23 protein-coding genes are annotated in these 23,046 nt (G+C 42.7%); 11 read left to right on the forward strand and 12 right to left on the reverse strand.

Going from position 1 to position 23,046, the window contains the following annotated elements:
* Genes BFS30_RS21885 through nirB form a run of 5 tightly spaced genes read right to left on the reverse strand, consistent with a single transcriptional unit; the run spans position 1 to position 6,405 of the window.
* Positions 1-1,311 carry a NarK family nitrate/nitrite MFS transporter gene (locus BFS30_RS21885; protein ID WP_069381235.1) on the reverse strand — a complete coding sequence of 437 codons (1,311 nt, stop codon included), beginning with the start codon at positions 1,309-1,311 and terminating at the stop codon, positions 1-3.
* A 54-nt stretch (positions 1,312-1,365) separates the two neighbouring features.
* Positions 1,366-2,577: a molybdopterin molybdotransferase MoeA gene (locus tag BFS30_RS21890; protein ID WP_083252180.1), complete on the reverse strand. Its 1,212-nt coding sequence runs from the start codon at positions 2,575-2,577 to the stop codon at positions 1,366-1,368.
* Positions 2,574-3,488: a bifunctional molybdenum cofactor biosynthesis protein MoaC/MoaB gene (gene moaCB / locus BFS30_RS21895; RefSeq protein WP_069381236.1), complete on the reverse strand. Its 915-nt coding sequence runs from the start codon at positions 3,486-3,488 to the stop codon at positions 2,574-2,576. The genes BFS30_RS21890 and moaCB overlap by 4 nt, the downstream gene beginning before the upstream one ends.
* Before the next feature lie 42 nt (positions 3,489-3,530).
* Positions 3,531-3,875, reverse strand: coding sequence for a nitrite reductase small subunit NirD (gene nirD, locus BFS30_RS21900; RefSeq protein ID WP_069381237.1), 345 nt, complete (start codon positions 3,873-3,875; stop codon positions 3,531-3,533).
* A 16-nt stretch (positions 3,876-3,891) separates the two neighbouring features.
* Positions 3,892-6,405 (reverse strand): nitrite reductase large subunit NirB, encoded by a 2,514-nt coding sequence (gene nirB, locus BFS30_RS21905; RefSeq protein ID WP_083252181.1) that lies wholly within the window; start codon positions 6,403-6,405, stop codon positions 3,892-3,894.
* Between the two features lie 277 nt (positions 6,406-6,682).
* Between nirB and cobA the strand changes: the two genes are divergently transcribed.
* Positions 6,683-7,426 (forward strand): uroporphyrinogen-III C-methyltransferase, encoded by a 744-nt coding sequence (gene cobA, locus BFS30_RS21910; RefSeq protein ID WP_069381238.1) that lies wholly within the window; start codon positions 6,683-6,685, stop codon positions 7,424-7,426.
* Here cobA and BFS30_RS27845 read toward each other — a convergent pair.
* On the reverse strand, positions 7,374-7,556 hold the full coding sequence (locus tag BFS30_RS27845; RefSeq protein WP_157263003.1) for a hypothetical protein: 183 nt from the start codon (positions 7,554-7,556) through the stop codon (positions 7,374-7,376). The genes cobA and BFS30_RS27845 overlap by 53 nt on opposite strands.
* Positions 7,557-7,801: 245 nt before the next feature.
* Here BFS30_RS27845 and BFS30_RS21915 point away from each other — a divergent pair, with 245 nt between their 5' ends.
* The 7 genes from BFS30_RS21915 to BFS30_RS21945 all read left to right on the forward strand — a co-directional run bounded on the left by BFS30_RS21915 (position 7,802) and on the right by BFS30_RS21945 (position 16,391).
* The gene (locus BFS30_RS21915; RefSeq protein WP_083252182.1) at positions 7,802-9,070 is read left to right on the forward strand and encodes an epoxide hydrolase family protein; all 1,269 of its coding nucleotides are present in this window, start codon (positions 7,802-7,804) and stop codon (positions 9,068-9,070) included.
* A gap of 157 nt (positions 9,071-9,227) precedes the next feature.
* A complete protein-coding gene (locus BFS30_RS21920; protein WP_069382608.1) occupies positions 9,228-9,782 on the forward strand; it encodes an RNA polymerase sigma-70 factor in 555 nt (184 codons plus the stop codon).
* Positions 9,783-9,880: 98 nt separating this feature from the next.
* The gene (locus BFS30_RS21925; RefSeq protein ID WP_069381239.1) at positions 9,881-10,855 is read left to right on the forward strand and encodes a FecR family protein; all 975 of its coding nucleotides are present in this window, start codon (positions 9,881-9,883) and stop codon (positions 10,853-10,855) included.
* Between the two features lie 206 nt (positions 10,856-11,061).
* Positions 11,062-13,650 (forward strand): TonB-dependent receptor, encoded by a 2,589-nt coding sequence (locus tag BFS30_RS21930; RefSeq protein ID WP_237028637.1) that lies wholly within the window; start codon positions 11,062-11,064, stop codon positions 13,648-13,650.
* Positions 13,631-14,737 (forward strand): PepSY-associated TM helix domain-containing protein, encoded by a 1,107-nt coding sequence (locus BFS30_RS21935; RefSeq protein ID WP_167353181.1) that lies wholly within the window; start codon positions 13,631-13,633, stop codon positions 14,735-14,737. The genes BFS30_RS21930 and BFS30_RS21935 overlap by 20 nt, the downstream gene beginning before the upstream one ends.
* 210 nt (positions 14,738-14,947) lie before the next feature.
* Complete coding sequence (locus tag BFS30_RS21940) at positions 14,948-15,343, forward strand: hypothetical protein (RefSeq protein WP_069381242.1); 396 nt, start codon at positions 14,948-14,950, stop codon at positions 15,341-15,343.
* A gap of 31 nt (positions 15,344-15,374) precedes the next feature.
* On the forward strand, positions 15,375-16,391 hold the full coding sequence (locus tag BFS30_RS21945) for a serine hydrolase domain-containing protein (RefSeq protein ID WP_167353182.1): 1,017 nt from the start codon (positions 15,375-15,377) through the stop codon (positions 16,389-16,391).
* On the opposite strand, the gene BFS30_RS27580 is transcribed toward BFS30_RS21945, so the two are convergent.
* Positions 16,278-16,676, reverse strand: a complete 399-nt coding sequence (locus BFS30_RS27580; protein ID WP_083252184.1) for a DUF2809 domain-containing protein — start codon at positions 16,674-16,676, stop codon at positions 16,278-16,280. The two genes, BFS30_RS21945 and BFS30_RS27580, sit on opposite strands and share 114 nt — an antisense overlap.
* On the reverse strand, positions 16,673-17,020 hold the full coding sequence (locus BFS30_RS21950; protein WP_069381244.1) for a TfoX/Sxy family protein: 348 nt from the start codon (positions 17,018-17,020) through the stop codon (positions 16,673-16,675). Before BFS30_RS21950 ends, BFS30_RS27580 begins: the two co-directional genes overlap by 4 nt.
* A gap of 149 nt (positions 17,021-17,169) precedes the next feature.
* Between BFS30_RS21950 and BFS30_RS21955 the strand changes: the two genes are divergently transcribed.
* Positions 17,170-18,009: a 3-keto-disaccharide hydrolase gene (locus tag BFS30_RS21955; RefSeq protein WP_069381245.1), complete on the forward strand. Its 840-nt coding sequence runs from the start codon at positions 17,170-17,172 to the stop codon at positions 18,007-18,009.
* A gap of 43 nt (positions 18,010-18,052) precedes the next feature.
* Here the strand turns inward: BFS30_RS21955 and BFS30_RS21960 are convergent, their stop codons facing one another.
* Positions 18,053-18,436, reverse strand: a complete 384-nt coding sequence (locus tag BFS30_RS21960) for a DoxX family membrane protein (RefSeq protein ID WP_069381246.1) — start codon at positions 18,434-18,436, stop codon at positions 18,053-18,055.
* 214 nt (positions 18,437-18,650) lie between these two features.
* Between BFS30_RS21960 and BFS30_RS21965 the strand changes: the two genes are divergently transcribed.
* A complete protein-coding gene (locus BFS30_RS21965; protein WP_069381247.1) occupies positions 18,651-20,780 on the forward strand; it encodes an FUSC family protein in 2,130 nt (709 codons plus the stop codon).
* Positions 20,781-20,845: 65 nt separating this feature from the next.
* Here BFS30_RS21965 and BFS30_RS21970 read toward each other — a convergent pair whose 3' ends face one another.
* Genes BFS30_RS21970 through BFS30_RS21980 form a run of 3 tightly spaced genes read right to left on the reverse strand, consistent with a single transcriptional unit; the run spans position 20,846 to position 22,392 of the window.
* A complete protein-coding gene (locus tag BFS30_RS21970) occupies positions 20,846-21,094 on the reverse strand; it encodes a hypothetical protein (protein WP_069381248.1) in 249 nt (82 codons plus the stop codon).
* Positions 21,095-21,132: 38 nt separating this feature from the next.
* Entirely contained in the window at positions 21,133-21,495 is a 363-nt protein-coding gene (locus tag BFS30_RS21975) for a nuclear transport factor 2 family protein (protein ID WP_069381249.1), read from the reverse strand.
* Positions 21,496-21,549: 54 nt separating this feature from the next.
* A complete protein-coding gene (locus tag BFS30_RS21980; protein WP_069381250.1) occupies positions 21,550-22,392 on the reverse strand; it encodes a VOC family protein in 843 nt (280 codons plus the stop codon).
* A 164-nt stretch (positions 22,393-22,556) separates the two neighbouring features.
* Between BFS30_RS21980 and BFS30_RS21985 the strand changes: the two genes are divergently transcribed.
* Positions 22,557-23,018: a hypothetical protein gene (locus BFS30_RS21985; RefSeq protein WP_069381251.1), complete on the forward strand. Its 462-nt coding sequence runs from the start codon at positions 22,557-22,559 to the stop codon at positions 23,016-23,018.
* Positions 23,019-23,046: the final 28 nt, after the last annotated feature.

A 23,046-nucleotide genomic window follows, 5' to 3' on the forward strand; every position in this document is an offset into this window, starting at 1 on the left:
TTAAGCTTGTAACAGTTCCGGTTTGATGGTTTCCCGCTTTGCAGCGCCTTTAACCTGGAATTTGGTGATGAAGACCATCAGGCCGATTATGGCCACTCCGATGCCGATGTAGTGAAAGGCATCTGCATAGGTCAGGTGTTCCGATTTAAAGAGAAAGCCAACCAGCATTGCGCCAATGTTTCCACCGGCACCAACAATACCGCTCACCGTTCCAATGGAATCTTTATTGATAAAGGGGACAATTCCGTAAGTTCCACCATTGGCCATTTTAAGGAAAAGCGCGAAAAATAACATGGCAGCGATGGCCATGCCAAGGGTTTGCGATTGTGCAAAAAGACTGATTCCGATGCCTTCTAATATCAGGAGTCCACCCAGCAATAGGCCTTTTCCGCGTAAACCATAGGATTTCCCTACTTTGTCGCTTACGTAACCTCCCAATGCACGTGCAAATATATTCATGCCACCAAATATGCTGGCCATGGCACCAGCCATGATCATAGAGGCTCCAAATTGATCTGTAAAAAAAGTAGCAGCTACATTATCTACTGTGATCTCTATTCCGAAACAGGCAGCGTAGGCAAGGGCAAGTACCCAGGTTCTGTAGTCTTTTAATGCGGTCATAAAAGAACCTTTTTTTGCAGTTTTAACATTGGTTTGTTCCAGGTCTTTGAAGTTTCCTTCAGGTGTATCTTTAGTGTACTTGTAATAGATGAAAGCCATGATTAACAGGATGATACCTGGAATCACCATGGCCAGTCTCCAGGAGTCGGCCTGACTTACAAAACCAAGACCGGCAAAGCCTGCTGCAATCAGCGGCATGATCAGGTTGGTGACTCCTCCGCCCAGGTTGCCCCAGCCTCCGGTTACCGCATTTGCTGTTCCTACCACATTGGGTGCAAACATCATTGAGGTATGAAATTGGGTGATGACAAATGAGGCTCCGATAATTCCGATAATGAACCTGAATAACAGAAAGCTTTCATAGCTGTTGCTCAATCCTATGCACATAACCGGAACGGAGCCAATGGCGAGTAAAATGGTATAGGAAAGGCGTGGGCCCAGGGTGTCACAAAGTTTTCCAATGATTAAACGGGCAATAATGGTTGCAGAAACGGAAGCGATAATGATGTTTCCAATCTGGTCTTTGCTTAAATGCAGTTGTTCACGGATCAGCGGCATTAATGGGGCAACCCCAAACCAACCAAAGAAACAGAAGAAGAAGGTCACCCATGTGATGTGAAAGGTTCGCATTTGAATGCCTCTGGCTGAAAAAATGTTGAGTTTACTTAGTGGCTTAAAGTCAGCAGTCATGGTTTGTTTAGGTTTAGGTTTCTGGAATTGTTGATTTATAGCGCCGTTTTTTATTTATAATGGTGAATAGAATGAAGGATTAAATGGATAGAAGGTGATGAGTTCGTCTTTGTGGAGTTGTAATGAAGCTGCCGGTTGCATGGCAAGGCCATGAGCCTGGATGGTGGCGGTTACATCACCGGATCCATTAAAAGAGATTGGGCTTAAGCCGCCGGAATGCCCCAGTGCAACCGGAAAAAATTCAGTTAAGGGATGTTTTTTTGTTCTGCTTTTCAGGACTGGAAGCATTTGAATAGGTCTGGCTTCGTATCCGGAGCAGCGGTATAAATAATGCTCTACGAAAACGATAAATGTGCTGAGGCAGGAAAGCGGGTTTCCCGGCAAGGCAAAAACGATGGCTCCGGATATCGCTTTTCCTATCAATATCGGTTTGCCAGGACGGATGCTCACCTTGTGAAATAAGGTTTTTACGCCCAGTTCCTGTAGTACAGCAGGCACATGGTCGGCATCCCCGGCGGAAACAGCACCGTTGATGATCACCAGGTCGGTTTCCAGTGCAGCGCTTAATATGCTGGTTAGTTTTTCTTTATGATCGTCGACATGCGTGCATAGCACAGGCCGGATTTTCCACTGACTGAGTAATGACCTCAAGAGATACTGATTGCTGTTGCGGATCTGAAAAGGGCTGATTCCGGCTGCCGGGCTAACAATTTCATCACCAGTGGTAATGATGGCTACTTTTGGTCGTTTATAAACCTCTACTGTTGCTTTGCCTACAGTGGCGAGCAGGGCAATGACCTGTGGTGTGCATTTTAATGGAGCGGATAGCAGTAGGCTGCCGGTATTGCTGTCTTCTCCCTTCAGGGCAATGTTCTGATAATTTTTTAAGGCGCCGGCTCGCAGAGTGACCTGATTTTCAGATTCTTCCGCATCTTCTCTTCTGATAATGGCATTTGCCATTTCAGGTGTAGCTGCGCCCGTCATGATTTTATAGCAATTGCCCGAGCTGAGTGCATATCGGGCAGGCTGACCAGTAAATATGGTTTCTATAATTTTGTATGTTCTGATACCTTTTTCCCAGTCTTCCTGCATGATGGCATAACCGTCCATCGCAGCTCTGTTAAAAGGAGGGTAATCCCGGTCTGCGTAGATGTTTTCTGCCAGGATCCTGTCGTCTGCTTCTTCCAGATAAATTCTTTCCTTTCCAAATGAACCGGAAATTCCGGAAAGGATAGCAATCGCCTCCTCAAAACTTTTCAGGCTCAATGTCCACCTCCCTTCATCATTTTTCGGGCATGAAATATTCCCGGTAATACCGCTTCGAGTGATTCTCTGGCTCCGCTGCTGCTGCCAGGTAAGGTGAGGATGAGTGTTTCTGAAATGGAGCCGGCAACTGCCCGGCTCATCATGGCCATTGGCGTACGCATTTGCCCGAAGTTGCGCATGGCTTCTGTAATGCCATCTGCATCTCTTTCCAGGATTTCAGTAACTGCTGTTACTGTATGGTCACGCGGGCCGAGTCCTGTTCCTCCTGTGGTAAATATAAAATGTATGTCTTCGGCTACCCATTTCAATAATTGCTTTTGTATCAGCTCTTTGTCGTCCGGAAGAATTTCGTAAGCTTTTACATTTGCATTGGCCTGCTCCAGCATCTGTCTGATTATTGTTCCGCTTTTATCTGTTCTTTTTCCTGCAGCTGTAGAATCCGAGCATACTAAAATTGCACAAACAGGAGGAGTGGAGAAGTATTTATTGCGGTCGCTTTTGCCACCTGTTTTCTCTAGCAGTCTGATGCCTCCGATTTCCAGTGTCTTATCTACAGGTTTAAGCATATCGTAAATTTCCAGCGCTGCCACGGATACGGCGGCCAGCATTTCCATTTCGATGCCCGTTCTTCCTATAGATTTCGCCTCCCCATTTATGGTGATTCCTGGTCTTGGGTTGTTGTTGATTTCAAAGCTGATCTCCATGCCGTCTATGGCTACAGGGTGGCAATGCGGAAGCAGTTGAGGGGTAAGTTTGGCTCCCAGAAACCCTGCGGCTCTGGCTACATCAAAAAGGTTTCCCTTAGGAAGCTGGTTGTTTTTGATGAGCTCCAGGGTCTCCGTTGTGCAATAAATCACCGCTACAGCTTTCGCTGTTCTCAATGTGATCTGTTTGCCGGTGATATCGCGCATAGGTTAGGGGTGCTTTGATTTAGGCGTTCTTATATTTGGTGCTTAATTTTTCAGTCCGATGTAGACCAGCCCATCCTCAATTTTTACAGGGTAGGTTTGGATTGCGCATTCATCTCCGCTGAGACATTCTCCTGTCGATAGAGAGAATGTTTTTTTATGGAAAGGGCAGGCAATTTTAGGGTCTTCTCCAACAGAGCCGATCATGCCACGGCTGAGCGCCATTTGTTGACGGTGTGGGCAGAGATTTTGAGTGGCGTACCACTCATTGCGGCGTGTGAAATAGAATAATGCGATCTGCTCGTCGCCACATTTTACGCATACTCCGCCATTTTCTACTGCATCTTCTACGCGGCAGGCTGCAAACCAGTTTGTTGTTGTTTCTATCATGATTTCTAGTTTTGGATTAAGCCAGCGTCCAGTCGGCCGCTTTTTTCTGACCCCGCATTTCATCAAATTTTACGCTCGGATCTTTTTCTTCAGGAGCATTTACGAAGTGGTTAAAGCGTTTTCGGATCTCCGGATCTTCAATTGCTGTTTTCCACTCGCACTGATAGCTGTCTACCAGCGCCTGCATTTCCAGTTCCCATTGTTCTGCCATGCCCAGACTATCATTTACGACTACATTTCGCAGGTATTCCATGCCGCCTTCCATTTTATTTAGCCATGGGGCGGTTCGGGTAAGCGGATCGGCTGTGCGGATGTAGAACATCAGAAAACGGTCGATGTACTTAATGCAGGTGTCGCTATCTACGTCTGCTGCAAGCAGTAAGGCATGCTGGGGTTTGCTTCCTCCATTGCCGCATACATACAGGTTCCATCCCTTTTCCGTAGCGATGATGCCAAAGTCTTTGCTTTGTGCTTCCGCGCATTCGCGGATACAGCCGCTAACGGCTGATTTTAATTTATGGGGTGCCCGTAAGCCTCTGTAGCGTTCTTCTATCCTGATGGCATAGCTTACGCTATCGTGTAAGCCAAACCTACACCAGGTGCTGCCTACGCAACTTTTTACCGTACGCAGGGCTTTGCCATACGCATGTCCGCTTTCAAAACCTGCGGCAATCAATTCTTCCCAGATCAGAGGGAGGTCGCTCAGGTGTGCACCGAACAGGTCTATTCGTTGTCCGCCTGTGATTTTAGTATAGAGGCCATACTTTTCAGCCACCTGGCCTATGATGGTCAGTTTTTCTGGGGTGATTTCTCCTCCTGGTATCCTTGGTACGACGGAGTAGGTGCCGCCTTTCTGGATGTTTGCCAAAAAGCGATCGTTGCTGTCCTGGGCGGTATCATTGCCTTTTTTGAGGATCATGTCGTTCCATAAGCTCGCTAAAAGCGATGATACCAATGGCTTGCATACTTCGCAGCCATCACCTTTGCCCAGGTTGTCCAGCACCTGCTCGTAACTTTTTAGGTTATGTATTTTTACAAGATCATAAAGCTCCTGTCTGCTTAGGTGGAAGTGCTCACAGATCACGTTTCTGACGTATTTGCCATTTTGCTTCATGGTATGGAGCATCAGGTCTTTTACCATTGGAATGCAGCCTCCGCAACCTGTTCCGGCCTTGGTGCAGCTCTTTATGGCGTCAACTGATTCGCAGTTGTGTTCGGTTACGGCATTGCAGATGGACCCTTTGCTGATGCCTTCACAGCTGCAGATCAGGGCTTCATCCGGAAGGCCGGCCAGTCCTGCATTTTCTGTTTGTGAACTGCCGCCTCTTGAGCCCAGGATCAGGTCTTCCGGGTTGGCTGGAAGCAGGATCTTGTTGTTTACCGTTTGGAGGAGCATGTTATAGGCTTCTGCTTCTCCAATTAATATACCGCCAAGCAGGTATTTTCCGTCATTACTGATGTTAATGCGTTTGTAAATGCCTTTATGACTGTCTTCGAAAAGTATGGTTCTTGCATCTGGTTCGGTAGTAAAAGGATCTCCAAAGCTGGCTACATCCACGCCGATCAGTTTCAGTTTGGTGCTCATGTCAAAACCCTTGAAAGTTTTGTCTTCATGGCAAAGTTTTGCAGCAGCAACTTCCGCCATCTCATAACCAGGGGCTATTAATCCGTAAATATTATGATCGAACAGGGCGCATTCGCCTATGGCAAAAACAGAAGGATCGCTGGTTTGCATATACTCGTTTACGATAATGCCACCCCTGGTACCTACTTCAATGCCGGATAATTTAGCTAGTTCATCTCTGGGTCTGATTCCGGCAGAGATCACCAGCATATCTGTTTTTAATTCGCTGCCATCATTAAATTTTAATGCAGTGATGCGATCGCTGCCTTCGATGCTGCTCGTGCCTTTGTTGGTGTAAATGTTCAAGCCTAATTCGGCCAGTTTGTTTTGCAACATCCCGCTGCCGGCACTGTCGATCTGTCTTGGCATTAAGCGGGGTGCAAATTCGATTACATTGGTCTCTTTCAGGTTTAAATCAATGAGGGCTTTTGCGGCTTCGAGTCCTAGAAGGCCACCACCTAATACGGCACCTGTCCTGGCATTGAGGGCGTAGTTTCTGATCAGGTCCAGATCTTCTATGGTGCGGTATACGAAAACTCCTTCTTTATCGATACCCGGAATGTCGGGAACAAAAGGAGCGGAGCCGGTAGCAATGATCAGGTAGTCGTATTCCAGGGTAAGTCCCTTTGAGGAATGAATGGTTTTGGTGGTCCTGTCTATTTCTTTTACCGGATCATTCAAATAAAGTGTAATTTCTTTTTCTGAATACCAGTCTTCCTTACATAAAGATAGATCGTCTGCAGATTTTCCGTTGAAGTATTCACTCAGATGAACCCTATCGTAGGCCCTTCTAGGCTCTTCGCCAAAAATTGTAATGCTGAAATCGCTGGATTTGCTTATTATTTTCTCACAAAACTTGTATCCCACCATTCCATTTCCAATTACAACTACTTTTTTATGTTTCATGCTGGTTGTTTTTATATTGTTTGTGTATTAGTCAGTTTGTTTGGTTGTTTTTAGTCTTGTTTTGTGATTTTATTTTGGTTGTTGTGTCATTTTTAGTGTATATAATTAATATTTCGATATTATTTTATTGATAATTTTGAATTATATGATTTTTGTAGTGTAAATATATGATTTTATGAACATAAAAATACAATAACATGATTTTTATCATTAAATAATCTATTTTTGGTTATATTATTAGTTTGTTTTTAGTTTTTATGTCTAAATATTTATAGAAATGAATAAAAAAGAAGATGATTTTGGGCTTTTTGTGATGGGTGGTGGTCCTGGAGATCCGGAATTGATCACTTTAAAAGGATATCGGGTGTTGAAGAGGGCAGAAGTGATACTTTATGACAATTTAATCAACAAAGAACTGCTAAAAATTGCTCCGAAGCACTGTAAAATGGTTTATGTAGGCAAACAGCCGTATGGAAACTATACTCCTCAGGAGATTATTCATGAATTGATCAGAGAATATACCCAAACACATCAGGTAGTCGTACGGTTAAAGGGGGGTGATCCGTTTATTTTTGGAAGAGGCTTTGAAGAAGTATTATTTGCTGAAAAACACGGGATTTCTGCGCATTACATTCCTGGTGTCAGCAGCATGCAGGCCAGTGGGCTGAGTGGTATTCCTTTAACGCATCGGGGAGCCAGTGAAAGTATGTGGATCATTACGGGCACGAAGAAGGATGGAAGCCTGTCGAACGATTTGCGTTGCGCGATTAACAGCGCTGCAACGGTTGTTATTTATATGGGGATGCGAAAACTGGTGGAGATCGCAGGAGTTTATAAAGATGCCGGACTAGGGGATATGCCTGCAGCAATCATTCAACATGCCTCTTTACCACAACAAAAGAAAGTGGTGTGCAAGGCCGGGGATTTGCCGGCTGCAGCTGCCGGGGCAGGGTTAACTTATCCGGCAATTATAGTAGTGGGGAAAGTGGTGGGGATTGCTCATTCTTCTTCTTTCTCTTAATACTCGTTACCATCATTCCGCAACTCTGCGGATTTTGCTCGAATCTGGCAGTGGAAATGGAAAGCGCCGATGTAAAGAACATCAGGATAGCGAGTAATTGTTTTCTGATTGCAGTTTCTGGATTTTTCATAGGATTGAAATTAATTCCTATTGTAATTGAAATCAATGTTTTACCGGTTGAAGTGGACAAATTCAACCCCGGGATTTGGCTTTGTTTGCAGGTCATTATTTGAATTTGAAAATTCAAGGTTTAAAATGACTAACTCAGGCTGTGCTTCGTCTGCTTAAGCCATTTGCTGATTGATCAGCAGGCCAGATGGCAGTAGTTTTGGATCAGTAATCAAATAAATTTTACAAAATCTAAAACTTAAAACAATGAAGAATAACAGATCTATCCTGACTAATGTAATTATTGCAACGGCATTAATGCTAAGCGGAACTTCCGGTTTCGCGCAAACCTCGGCTGATGTTAATAACCCAACTTCAATTCGTCCGTTTCCTATTCATGTTCCGGAAGCTGCAGTAAAAGATCTTCGTCAGCGTATCCTGGCTACGAGATGGCCGGATAAGGAAACGGTGAGCGACCAAAGTCAAGGTGTGAAGCTGGAGAAATTCCAGAAACTCGTTGCTTACTGGGGCAAGGATTACGACTGGAGAAAAGCGGAAGCTAAACTAAATGCCCTGCCGCAGTTTGTGACCACAATTGATGGACTGGATATTCAGTTTGTACACATTCGTTCCAAACATCCGAATGCTATGCCTTTAATTATTACGCATGGCTGGCCTGGTTCCATCTTTGAATTATTGAAGATCGTTGGTCCGCTTACTGATCCAACTGCTTTTGGCGGACGTGCAGAAGACGCTTTTGATCTGGTACTGCCTTCAATGCCTGGCTACGGTTTTTCAGGTAAACCCACAACTACAGGCTGGGATGCAGATCATATTGCCAGGGCGTGGGATGTATTGATGAAACGATTGGGTTATAAACGTTATGTATCGCAGGGTGGCGACTGGGGTTCTGTGGTTGCGGATAAGATGGCGCGTCAAAAAACTGAGGGTTTACTTGGCATCCATGTAAATATGCCTGCTACCGTCCCTGCAGACATTGCTAAAGCATTAAAAAACGGAGATCCGGAACCGGAAGGTTTATCTGATCAGGAGAAAAAGGCGTTTAAATCACTAAATCATTTATATACCAAAGGCGGGGGGTATGCAGGGATGATGGTTACGCGTCCACAGACCCTTGGCTATGGCTTGTCTGACTCTCCTGCAGGCCTTGCTGCTTTTTTTTACGATAAAATGAACGAATGGACTTATAGTGGCGGAGATGCGGAAAAATCATTAACCAGAGATGAAATACTGGATGATATTTCGCTTTACTGGCTCACGAATACGGCTGTATCTTCAGCGCAGCTTTATTGGGAAAATAACGCCAACAATTTCAATGCGGTAGATATCTCTATTCCTGCAGCGGTAACGGTATTTCCTGGGGAGATTTATCAGGCACCAAGAAGCTGGGCGGCGCGTGCGTACAAAAACCTGATCTATTTTAATGAGGTTAAAAAAGGCGGCCACTTTGCTTCATGGGAAGAACCGCAATTGTTTGCGGAAGAACTTCGTGCGGCCTTCAGATCACTGCGCTAAAAATTACATCTGGAAAATGCTAATATAGCCGCAGTGGTCAGGTTTTGTCTGACCACTGCGGCTATGGGCATAAGGTCCTAATGAGGTGAGCGGAATAAAATTATTATTTATTTAGATTGATTCCAGTTAATTGTTAGCTTTGGGGAAATCTGATCAAGTGCCATTATCTAATTCAAATCCGGATCAACTCAGGCAAGTTGCTGCCCCGCTTATAGAAGAGCGTGGCTTTGAGCAAATTTACCGGAATTGCTGGGAAAATGTCTTTGGAATTATCTTCCACTATACTCAGGACGAAGAGGTTGCTGAGGAAATTAGCCAGGATCTGTTTGCCTCCCTATGGGAGAGAAGGCATAAAATCACCATCAATACCAGTATCGAAAAATACCTGAACCGCGCTGCAAAGCTGGAAGCATTCGATTATTTGCGTACTAGTAATAGTCGGCGGGAACATATCAATTGTGCTTTACAAAGTCAGTGTTGCTCAAAAAACTGTACAGAGGAATCGGTTTTGTTTAATGAACTGAAAGTAAGTCTGAATCTGTTGCTGGATGAGTTGCCTTGCAGATGTCGCGAGGTCTATCGCCTGAGTCAGGAACAGGGTATGAACAATAAAGCGATTGCAGCCGCATTAACGATCTCGGAGAAAACGGTAGAATATCACCTTTACAAAGCACTTAGTTTTTTAAGGATTAATTTGCAGGAATTCAGGTAGTTGTAAAATAATGTCATTTTCTTGGAAATTCCACCTAGGGAAAATCTTTACTTATCCGGCTTATAGATACAGGTGTATGATAGGGGTGCCTGATATTTATGAAGGTTAATAAGGAAGTTATTGAACGTTATCATCGGGGAGAATGTAGTCCGGAAGAACAGCGAATTGTGGAGCAATGGCTGGATTCGGAAGAAGTAGAAATGAGCTTTCCGGAAAATACCGATTTAAAAGTAATCGGAGATCGGGGCTGGAGGAAGATTTCCGGTCGCTACCACATTTCCCCTAAACCTGAGGTTGTGGCTAGTCTAAAATTAGACAATTATCGTATGATTTGGCAGTTTGCGGCTTGCCTGATGCTGGTAATTGGCGCTGCCTTTTTCTATTATTCAAATACAGATTCGAAGAATGAAATTCAAAACCAGATACAGGCTTATAAAGAAGTAAAAACTGCGAAAGGAGAAAAGCTGATGGTAACGCTACCCGACGGAACAGTGGTTTGGTTAAATGCGGAAAGTGTGCTGCGCTTTCCTGAGAATTTTAAAAACGATCTGAGAGAATTGGAATTCAGTGGAGAAGCTTATTTCAATATTGCAAAGGATGCTTCAAAACCTTTTATTGTCCACACTAAAAAAACAAAGGTACAGGTGCTTGGTACGAAATTTAACTTAAGGGCGCTGACAACCGAAACCACGACATCTGTTGTTGTGGAAGAAGGAAAGGTTAAGTTTTCTGGGGATTCGGATAAACAGCAGGTGATACTGACCGCCAATAAAAGGGGTGTTTTTGATCTCTCAGCAGGAGCTCCATTCCTGAAGACAGAAGAAGTTTATGCCGTTAAATATATCGCCTGGAAAAACAATGAATTGTTACTGGATAATTTAACCATCGGAGAGGCTGCCCAAATCCTGGAACGCTGGTATAACGTGAAAATAAAAATCAACAGAAAAGGATTGCACCTTGAGCGTTACACCGGAAATTTTAACAATCCCTCACTTAAAGAGGTACTTGAAAGCATGGCTTTTGCCATGAAATTCCGTTATCAGCAAGATGGACAGACATTTGTATTCTATTGATCATCCCTCGCTTAATATAAATAAACCCGGTTTCAGTCGGCAAACTTCACACCGGGCTATTGAAAAATCAATTCATCATTAATTTAACAACAAACAAAAGTATGTACAAAGGATGTACCCAGAAGAAACAATTCGTAAAATTTCTGCTTTTAATTTTCAGCATTTTATATCTGCCCTGTGTTAGTTTCGGGCAGCAAAATCAGGTATTGGAAAAAACTGTAACACTCCAATTAAACAACATAAGGTTAGGTGATGTGCTTATAGCCATTACAAAGGAAACGGGAGTACAATTTTCTTACAGCAGTACGCAATTGGACATACAAAGGAAAGTAAATATAGATTTCAGACAGAAGCCCCTAAAGGAGGTATTGGCGGACTTACTCGGTGCTGAGCTCAAAGGGTTGAGTGTAAAAGGGATGCAGGTAACCATCCGGACCTCCGATGGCAGAGGTAGTATTAAGGGGACGGTCAGAACTAATGATGGAAAAGCTGCTGAATTTGTTACGGTAGGGATTAAAGGTTTAAAGAGTGCACAGGTGGATGCAAAAGGCAATTACCTGTTGAAAGACCTGGAAGCCGGTGAGTATAAACTGATAGCGAGTTTTGTAGGACTGGGCGTTCAGGAGAAGGAGGTGAGGGTTGTAGCCGGAGAAACGGTATCCGTAAATTTTATGCTTGCAGAAAGTAATGAGCAGTTGGAAGAAGTGGTGATTAATGGGGGAAGTACCAATAAATTTTCTGTAAAGAAAACCACCACCTCTGCAAAAATGCCCCTGGGTAATCTGGAAAATCCACAGATCTATACCACCATTCCAAAAACCCTGCTTACCGAACAGATGGTAACAGAGTTCAGCATGTCGCTAAAAAATAGTCCGGGTGTGTATAAGATCCAGGGAAGCAGAGGGATCAATAGTGATGGCGCTTCATTTTACAGTATGCGTGGTTTCAGAACAGAGGCAGCCTTGACCGACGGTGTGCCTGCCCAAACTAATGGGGAGATTGAACCTGCAAATATCGAACGTGTTGAACTGATTAAGGGCCCTTCAGGTACTTTATTTGGTGGAGCAGTAGTTTCTTTTGGCGGATTAATCAATATCGTCACTAAAAAGCCGGTAGACAGCCTCGGGGGTGAAGTGAATTACACGACGGGTAGTTATGGGTTGAATCGACTGAGTGCCGACGTGTATGGTCCCGTAAATAAGGACAAAAAGTTGCTCTTCCGGATGAATGCTGCTTATCAGAACCAGAACAGCTTTCAGGATGCCGGATTCAGGAAGTCAATATTTGTTGCGCCGGCATTGGAATACCGCGTAAATGAAAAATTGAACGTCAGTCTGAATGCAGGATTTTATCAGTTGGAAGGTACGAGTCCTTCGGTAATCTTTTTGAACAGGGTTCGTGGTTTCATTGCAAAAACACCTGAGGAGTTGAATTTTGACTGGAAGCGGTCTTACACCACCAACGACCTGATCATGAAGAACCCAACAGTGAATATTAAAGGTCAGCTTACTTATAAGCTTTCTGATCAATGGACTTCACAAACTATTTATTCAAGCAATTCACGTAAATCCGATGGCTTTTACCAATATGAGTTTATTCGGGAAGCGAAGTCAGATGAAATGCTGGAAAGAAATATTTCGCTGCAGAATTCGGTGAACACCTCTACAGATCTGCAGCAGAATTTTATTGGCGATTTTAAAATATTCGGCTTGCGCAACAGAATGGTAGTTGGATTGGATTATTTGAATCAGACCGTAAATAACAGCAATTCGCCCTATATTGTATTTGACAATGTAAGTGGGTTAAATCCTTCCGATCCAAATTATGTAAAGATCTCCCGTTCTGCAGTGGAGGCTAAGCTGGCCACCAGTACAGCCCTCCCAACCAAGAACAATGGAAAAAGTAATATTTATAGTGCCTATGCCTCTAACGTGTTGAATCTTAACGACAGATTAATGGCGATGCTAAGTTTAAGGGTTGATCGTTTTCAGAATAAAGGAATTTTAAATCAAAATAACAATACCCGTTCCGGGTATTATATGCAAACGGCGGTATCTCCGAAGTTTGGTTTGGTTTATCAGGTATTGAAAGACAGAGTTTCATTATTTGGAAATTATATGAACGGATTCAGCAATGTGGCACCCATCAGCCAGCCTGAAGGTTCGGGTGCTTCCGGGACGTTTAAACCGCAACATGCCAATCAATTTGAAGCGGGGGCGAAAATGGATCTGTTGGAAGGTAAATTAAGTTTTACGGCAAGTGTATACGATATTGAAGTGACGAATATGACCAGACCTGAAGAGGTTAATGTTGATGGGAAGGATTACCTGATCACGGTACAGAACGGTACACAGAAAAGTAAGGGAATAGAGCTTGAACTGATTGCAAATCCATTTGCGGGGCTGAATGTAATTGCAGGTTACAGCTATAACGACAGCAAGCTGGTTAAAGGAACTGTAGCGCTTGAAGGCCGACGTCCAGCATCGGCAGGACCTACCACACTGATCAACTCATGGATTAGCTACGCCATTCCCAGAGGGAGTTTGAAGGGCCTGGGTCTTGGAACAGGGGTAAACTATATCGGTAAACATTTAACGGCCAATTCGAAAACTACTGGTGTATTTATATTGCCTTCTTATATCATGGCTACTGCTACGGTGTTTTATGATAAACCGCAATACCGGTTGGGCGTTAAAGTCGATAATCTCGCCGATGAACTTTATTTTACAGGTCAGGGGACATTAAGTCCACAGCTACCAAGAACAATTGCTGCAAGTGTCACATTTAAATTTTAAGAAAATCATACGCTTTTTACACCTCTGGCTCGGATTAATTTCCGGGCTGGTGGTATTTGTGCTCGGACTTACCGGCTCAATTTATGCCTTTGCTGACGAAATCAAGGAATGGATTTATAAAGACAGGCTCTATGTAGAGGTTCCGGCCGGTGCTTCACATTTGCCCCTAAGTCAGTTGCTGCCGCTGGCGGAACAGGCGATGGGAAAGGAGCATAAGATTTCCCGTGGAGAGCTCTCCCTGGAAAAGGGGCGTACCTATATGTTCCGGGCCCTGAAGCTCAACCGGGAAGCTTTTGGCTACTGGAATTATTATGATTATTATTATAAAGTATACCTGAACCCATATACCGGGCAGGTAATCTATAAAGAAAACGCAAAGAATGAGTTTTTTACTGTAGTGCTGGCTTTGCATATGAATCTGCTGATGGGCGATCGTGTCGGACATTTCATTGTGCAATGGTCGGTTGTTTGCTTTGTTGTTTTACTGCTTTCAGGTGTGGTGTTGTGGTGGCCAAAAAAGTGGAAACGAAAGCAACTAAAGAAGAGTTTTAAGGTCAAATGGGATGCGAAATTTAAGAGGCTGAATTATGATTTACATAATGTAACCGGCTTTTATAGTTTCCTGATTCTGATGATAATTGCTTTAACCGGATTGATGTGGTCTTTCGAACTGACGACCGAAAAGAAGTCAAAGGTATTTTCTGATACCACGCGGATGGTTGATGTGATGCCGGCAGACCGGATTTTGGATCAGGCATTAAAAGCCTCTCCGGAGACCGCTTATTTTTTATACAATTTTCCTGCTGCTAAAAGCGGAACAGTGAATGTGTCGGCCTATCAAAGCGAAATGAATTTATATGATAAGGTGCAATACAGGTTTGACCGGTACAGCGGAGCATTGCTGCAAAAAGGGCTGGAATTTAACAAGCAGGCTTTAGGTTCCCGGCTAATCTCCATGAACTATGACCTGCACACGGGAAGTGTATTGGGACTTACCGGAAAAGTGCTGGCTTTTTTTGCCGGACTGGTAGCTGCAGCCTTGCCGCTTACCGGCTTTTTGATCTGGTGGAAAAAGGGTAAGAAGTAGATCAGACTGTCCGGCATTGTGCGCCAGCTGTTCAATATCGGACATGTAGGCTGTGCGTTGTTGTTTTTAATTGACTGATATATATTGATTTGTATTTCTGTTTGTTCGTGGCATCATAGCTGGAAGAAGTGCTGCAGCTTATAAAATATTATGAAGAGTTCAGCGCTAACATCGAAAATAAAATGCATCATCTTTAACCTTGAAGCGTTAATGGAAACAGTAGGGGTTAAAGAGGTGTTAAAAGATCTGGAATTACCATATTTCGTTCTTTCCACTGATAGCAAAACCAAAATAGAAGATGTACTAAGGAAAGCAGGCTTAAATTCCTTTTTTACGGAGGAACAGATCTTCAGTGAATCCATGAGTTTTCCTGATGCCGCTAAAGCCATTGGACTTGAACCTTCTGAATGTGCAGTGGTTGATCACAGCAAGATCGGTATGGAATTGGCAAAGAAAGGAGATTTCTGGATTTTCGGAAAGAGTGAGGGGGCCATTAAAGACGAATTTGAAAATAAAGGAATCTTTATGTTCAATGAATTTTATGAACTTAGAGAACTTATTGATCTGTTCAATGCTGAAGTTGATCTGGAAACCAAAAAACATTAATATTCTGCCCCATATTTAAACGATGTATATCATGTCTAAAACCCTCTTGAAATTCATAGCTCCCTTTATATTGCTAATCGCCTTCCTGAGTCCAGGCGCTGTATCGGGACAAATATCTGTGGATAGCATTTACACGATCCTAAAAAACGAAGTTGCGAATAAGCGGAGTAAGAGCATTATTGTTGGAATTGTTGATGCCAATGGCAGACATATCGTTAGTGCAGGAGTATTAAGCGATAAAGACCATCGTTTACCGGATGGCAATACGGAGTACGAAATTGGTTCGATCACAAAAGTAGTTACCGGAATCATGATGGCTGATATGAGCTTAAAGAAACAGCTCAAATTAAGCGACCCGCTTTTGAAATTTCTACCGGAACTGATTAATCCCCGAAGTAACAGGATAAGAGAGATTAGCCTGTTGAGTTTACTTACCCATACCTCAGGATTCCCACGCTTTCCGGATAACAGTTACCCCAATGATCTGGAAAACCCTTATGCAGATTATACCCTTAAACAATTGTATGATTATGTATCCAGGTTTCAGCCTGCCAGTGAACCAGGTTCCTCATTTCAGTATTCCAATACCGGCTATTCGCTGCTGGGACAGGCACTCAGTAAAGTGTCTGGCAAGGATTATGAAACCCTGGTAAAGGAGCAGATCTGTGTACCTCTAAAAATGACCAGTACGGTGATTACCTTAACACCCGCAATAAGAAGTAATATGGCGATCGGGCATAATGCCTATGGACAACCTGTTGCGAATTGGGATATGCCGGCAGTAGCGGCTAATGGTGCACTAAGGTCTAACGTAAATGATATGTTAAACTTTGTTGAGGCGAACTTAGGGTTGATGAAGTCTGATTTGTACCCGGCGATGGAATTGTCTCATGTTAAACAGTTAAGAAAAGGTGATGATAATGCCTTTATCACCTTAGGATGGACGCTGTTTGACGACAATGATAAGCAAATACAGGAATACGCAAGCTGCAGTTCCTATGGTATAGGCAGCCATGTCGCTCCAAAGAAATCCACGTCCCAGCACTAATGCGCCTAAACTGGTATTCCTAATCTGGTCTATCCAGGCCACATGATAGAGCTGGCTAAGTTCAATTAGGTAACATATTGTCAAACTGATTAAAGCAGCTTTAAGATAATTTAACCTGATGAACAGAAATCTGATGAGAAAAAACATCATTATCGCATAGAGTATATCACCTGTGATTAAAGGAATAATAGTTGTTTTTCTGGATAGGATACCTAAAATAATTACAGTAATCAATAATAAAGCATAGTTAAGCCTGCTCCTAAGGTTGCTGTTCTGCGATTTCATGGTTTCTTTTTTTTCTTGCTTGCTTTGGCTTTTGGATTAAAATCGAGGCAAAGGTCCACCCAGTACCGAAGTTTCTGTGGTTGATCAAATGCCAGCTCTTCTACGTATACATAATCTTTCATCACCCGGCCATTATTCATCATGTTCCGGCAATTGCCATTTTCCAGTTCCGTTTCTACTTTTTCCGCACCAATGCGACATAGCAGTTCTACACCCGAGATGCAGATGCACATCTTTTCATCCACCATAAAACATACACCACTGAACATTTCTTTTTCAGTCACATCGTTACGATCGGAAAGTAGTTCCCGGACCCGGTTGGCCAATTGATCATCGTATGCCATATCTTTTTGTAGTTAACTAAAGCTTGTTCCAAATATAAGGTAATTGTCGCAAGTGTTTCATTCCATTGATCAATACCCCCGGAAGAGATTTTACCTGTTGTCAGCTCGATTTAAATTCCTATTTTTAAAACGAACCATTTATTTTAAGTATGAAACTAAAAATCAGCCTGTCACTCTTTGTATCCTTAACCTTTTTATTCGTAAACCAGTCCTCCGCTCAAAAAGGCTGGATTCAACTGTTTAACGGCAAAAACCTGAAAGACTGGAATATTAAAATTTCCAAACATGATTATAACGAGAACTATGCTAATACATTTCGTGTAGAAGAAGGACTGATAAAGGTAAATTACGAAGGGTATGGAGATTTTGATCAGCAATATGGTCATATTTTTTACCGCAAACCATTTTCCTTTTACCTGTTAAGAGTCACCTATCGTTTTGTTGGAGAACAAGCCAAAGGGGGAGAGGGATGGGCTTTACGGAACAGTGGGGCCATGCTACATTGTCAGGCTCCTGAAACCATGTTAAAAGACCAGGATTTTCCAATTTCTATAGAAGCACAAATCCTGGGGGGTGATGGTACACACATTCGTCCCACCAGCAACCTTTGTACACCGGGTACACAAGTTGTTTATGAAGGGAAATTATTTACCCCGCATTGTTTAGATTCTAAATCAAAAACTTATGCCGGCGACCAGTGGGTTACCGCTGAATTTCTGGTGTTGGGTGATTCAGTGATTAAACACATCATCGATAAGGAAGTGGTGCTCGAGTATACAAAACCTCAGATAGGTGGAGGAAACGTAGCGAATTATGATCCTAAAATGAAAGAGAATGGCAAAGCTTTAACAGGGGGGTATATTGCCTTGCAGAGCGAAAGTCATCCTATTGAATTTAAAAAAGTAAGTCTTTTTAATTTAGCGCCTTATCAAAAAGACAAGCAGAAGTTAGCGAAAATGATAGCTAAGCTTTTAGCACAAACAAACTGATGGCAGCATGCTTAACCAGCTGCTTCCATCAGTTTGTTTAAACCTATGATTTGTAGTCACTGATCATAGGTTTATATTTGTTCCAGTTGTCTCCGATGATCCATAGGTTGATCAGAAAAAATGGCAGGGCGATGGCCAGGCCTGATGGCTCGAAAATGGCATTGTGCATGACAATACCTACGGTAACCGGTAAAATAACAATGGCGCCAAGGGCTCTGAACTTTGGTAACATAAACAACAGCCCTCCAATGATTTCAATTGCGCCGATTAATGGCATCAACCAGGAAATCTTAACAAAAGCTTCCATTAGTTTCATTTGCTCGGCCGTCATTTCCGGCATAGGCATGTAATTAAGGAATTTGTTTAATCCGGCATTGACAAACATCAGACCGAAAAGGATACATAGTACAGTTTTTACGATTTTCATTTTATTTGGTTTAGTGGTGAATAACCATATTCTTGAATTCAACTATTAAATATATTCAAAATCTGTTTCATTTGGTAATCAGGTTTTTATCAGCCAATATTTATACTTCATGAGGTGGACCGGGTTTAAATTTTAGAAAAAATAGCTGAACTTTAACCACATTCGGTTTTTATACAATAGTTTTGCCGCTAAATAATAAATTCATATCATAATTATGTTTAGTAGGGATTTGCTGAAATGGGATAACATAAAAACCAGCTTGATCAGTTTAGTGTATGGGGAGTACTTTACTGATGCCTTACGAAATACCATAACTATTGTGCTGCCCTTTGCGCTGCTGTTTTTTTATCATCAGCCCAATATGGCCATAGGAGTAGGTGTGGGTGCTTTACTGATCAGCCTGACAGATGCTCCCGGAAACAGAACCAATAAGCTGAGAAGCTCGGTGATCAGCATCCTTTCCTTCTTTCTGACCGCTCTGACTGTTTCTTCCTCGCTCGGAAATCAATGGTTAACTGCGGGCAGCATTTTTCTGCTTTCTTTTGTTTTTTCCATGTTTGCCATATTTGGAAACCGGCTCGCTTTAACAGGAACCATGGCCATTATCCTGGGTATTTTTACCCTTGGCTTACATCCGCATGATCCGCTGTTGTTTAGCTGGTATGTTTTTCTTGGTGGTTGCTGGTATTATCTGATCAGCCTTATCCAGATTGTGATCTGGCCATACCGTTCCCTGCATCAGGCTATTTTTGAATGCATTACCACTACTTCTGCATTTTTAAAGTCTAAAGCCCGTTGTTATGATCCCGAGGTTGACCTGGAAGAATGTTATAGTGAAACGATCGCTTTACATATAAAAGTAAATGAAAAGCAGGAGCTGGTGAGAAACCTGTTGCTCAGCGATAAAGGAGCGATGAAACCTGCAAATGAGCGTGGACAACAATTGTTGCGTACGGCCATCAGTGTAATTGACCTTTATGAACAGGTTACGGCGATTCATTATGATTATGCAGATGTAAGAAAAGCGCTCGACAAAACGGGGGCGTTAAACCTCATCATGGAATCAATTGAGATCCTGGCGGAGGAACTGGATGTGCTGAGTGGCGTTTTCTTAAGGCCAAAGAAAATTCTGGCTTCAGGGCGTTCTATTGAATTTGAGCGGGCTAAAGCAGAACTGACCCGGCTTGCTGACTCAGAAAAAGAAACCAATGCCCAGATCCTTTTTAAGATACTTAAGAACCTGGAAGACATTGTGCTGCATATTCAGGTAATTAAAGGAGATCAGCCGATGTCTTTGATTCATCCTGACCTCAGCTGGAGCAATACAGATTATGAACATTTTTTATCTCCTCAGCTGTTTAGCCTGACTTCCTTAAAACAATACTTCTCTTTCAGTTCACCAGTATTTAAATTTTCCTTAAGACTGGCACTGTTATGCTTACTGGCTTATCTCATTACCCTGGTATTTCCTTTTGGAAAATATAGTTATTGGTTATTGCTTACCATCGTTATCGTTGCAAAACCGCGTTTCGGACTAACCTGGAAGAGGAATGTGGAACGGTTATCCGGTACTTTCATCGGTGCCGTTATCGGAATTGCTTTATTGCTGATCATTAAACAGGTATTGGTACTTTTAGTCATATCAGCATTTTTACTGCTTGGATTTTTCACGTTCAACCGCATCAAATATGCCGTGAGCGTGATGTTCATTACCTCTATGGTGATTTTATGCCTCAGTATTTATGACGGTCATACCGATCATATTATTACAGAAAGGATCCTGTATACTGTTATTGGTTGTGTCATCGCTTTCCTGGCCGCTTTTCTTTTTCCAATCTGGGAAACAAAAGGGTTAAAAAATCTGATTTCAAACATTCTTGAAGCCAACAGGAATTATTTACTTAAAGTCCAGGGAGAGCTATGGGGAACTGAAGTCGGAATAACGGAATCTAAACTGGCCAGAAAAAACAGTTATATCCAGCTGGCCAAATTTTCTGAGGCCCTTCAGTATATGCATCTGGAACCTAAAAGTAAACAGGTAGACCTGAGGGGAATTTATGGGATTCAGATTCTCAGTTACCGGATCAACTCGATTATTGCTTCCTTATCGCTTTCTGCAAAACAAAATATAAAGCAGGATTCGGGCATATTGCTTTTATCGGAGGCCCTGAGTAATCTGGAATACGGTGTTGCTCATAGCGGGAACCTGAACCTGAAAAGTGTTAATACAGTATTGAATTCAGATAAACCTGTAGAAATGAATGCGCATGAGGGGACACTGCAACATCAGCTAAATCTCTTGCTGGCTTTGTCTTCGGAACTGAAATTGTATTTCAGCGCATGAGCTTTAACCCAGCACTAGCAGAAGAAAATAACAAATTCCCGCGAAGGATGTCATTCGGTAAGATTCTAATTCAGGGTAAAGATAAAATCTGCTTCGGTTGTCGTGCCTACGTAGAATTTAAGGGAAGTTTTAGGTGATTTAATTAAGGCGGCCAATGGGCCAATCAGATCCGAGAATTGCATTTTCAGCACGTCCATGTCGGTATCTTCAGGTACACGTATCAGCAAGTCACCACCACTGGACCTGATCTTCCAATCTTTAAATGCCTCCTCTTTCTGAAGCATCAGTTTCCATTCCTGTTGATATTTGCCCATTGTTGTTCTTTTACTAAAGATACAAATTTAACCAGATCCTAGCCATGGTAAACCCTCGAGGCTTTTATTTTTCCATTGCTGATTTCCAGCACCTCAGCAATCAGCATATCTGGCTCCCCATCCACGGTTCTGATGTACTCCATAAAGACGCGTTGATCATTGGCGGTGAATGAAGTCGGCTGATAACGCAAGGAGGGCAAACGCTCAAAAGACTCCTTCCACCACTGCCGGAGAGCAGCATTGCCGCTTACCAGGCCTTTAGTATCAGGATGCCTTATCTTGAGTTTCGGACTGAAGTGAATGGCCTCCTGATCGTACAATTCCAGTAATGAATCCAGATCCTGTGTATTGAAGGCTGCAAACCATTGTCTGGCGATATTTTCGAACTGGAGGTTATTCATATAAAAGCGGAATAGGGCTGGCAAATTAGCTTTTATTTTACAAAAACAAGCAGGTTACGCGTTTTCCAGGTTCGCAATAATCAGTTTTTTCATCTTCATTAAGGCGTTCATCACCCTTCCGCTGCGTTCAGGGTCAGTCACTAATTTCCCTAAGTCCTTGGGTATGATCTGCCAGCTGATTCCATAGGGATCTTTTAACCATCCGCAGGCCACTTCGGCACCTCCATTAGCGGTTAACTGCGACCAGTATTTATCAATTTCTTCCTGCGTTTCACATTCTACCACAAATGAAATGGCATCATTAAAACCAAAACCATGATCGAAAGAGTTTTCCATAGCCATCATCGTAAAATCATTGATCTTAAATTGGGCATGTTTAACAAAATCAGGATTCTGGCCTTCTTCCTTTGTATATTTTAATATTCCCTGAATACCGGATTGAGGGAATAGCCGGGTGTAAAAATTTATAGCAGCAGTAGCTTTACCTGCATCAGCTCCCGCAAACATCAAAGCAGGACTGAATTTCTGCGGTGTATCTGCTTTGCTTCCGGTATATAGCTGCCAGGAAACGCCGAATTTATCTTCTACCCAGCCATATTTCGGACTCCAGTCGTAGCGGTCTATCGGCATCAGGATCTTACCCTGGTCTATTAATTTATTCCAGTATTTCTCTGTTTCTTCTGCCTGCTCTGAAACCACCATAAAAGAAACCGCAGGGTTGGGCGAGGCCATTGGCCCTTCATTAAGCAGCATAAACTTTTGCCCGCTCAATTCAATTTGTATAACAAAAGGAGAGGTCTGGCTAACTTTTCCGGCTCCGAAAGTTTCCAGGTAAAAATCTGAGGCTGTTGCAATCTTACCTCTGATGGTCAGACATGGATAAATGGAATTTTTCATGGTTTTTAAAGCTTTAATGGTTAAGTATTTTCGCTATGCAAATATAAGCATCCCCGCCACAGGAAATAACGGGTATAACCGACAAATAAAGGGGGATGTTGCGACATGCGATATGAGCTGAAATTTAAATCCCAACCGAAAAATAAAATTCTGATATTTAGAAAATGGAAAACAGGAAAACATTGGTGATTAAAAAATCCTGGAGATTTTTGCCTTTGGAAATGGCCAATGTGATCATATTCCTACTCCCGGCAGCTTATATTTTGTACGACTACAATGTGGGCATCATCGCGTTTATACTCCTGATTATTTATATGCTTTTTGTGACCTGGATCGGGGTTTATGTCATTTATTATCTACGGTTCCCGCAGGAAATGATATTGACTGGTATAGGGGTACGATTTAGACAGGATGGATTTTACGAATGGAAGGACATCGCGTCCAGTCGGATAGAGAAGACGGTCTATCAGAGCAAAACCGAAGAAGGTACGATGATCAGCCACACGAGACATACCCTGGTCGTTGAACTTAAAAATGCCAGCTCAGTTCGTGTATCGGCAGATCAGCTGGATAAGACTCCAGATCAGATTGTGAGGCTCTTCGAAGAAAGAAAATCCTTATCTTAACGTGATCATTTAATCCCTAAAATAACAT

This window comes from Pedobacter steynii (assembly GCF_001721645.1).
Lineage (GTDB): Bacteria > Bacteroidota > Bacteroidia > Sphingobacteriales > Sphingobacteriaceae > Pedobacter > Pedobacter steynii_A.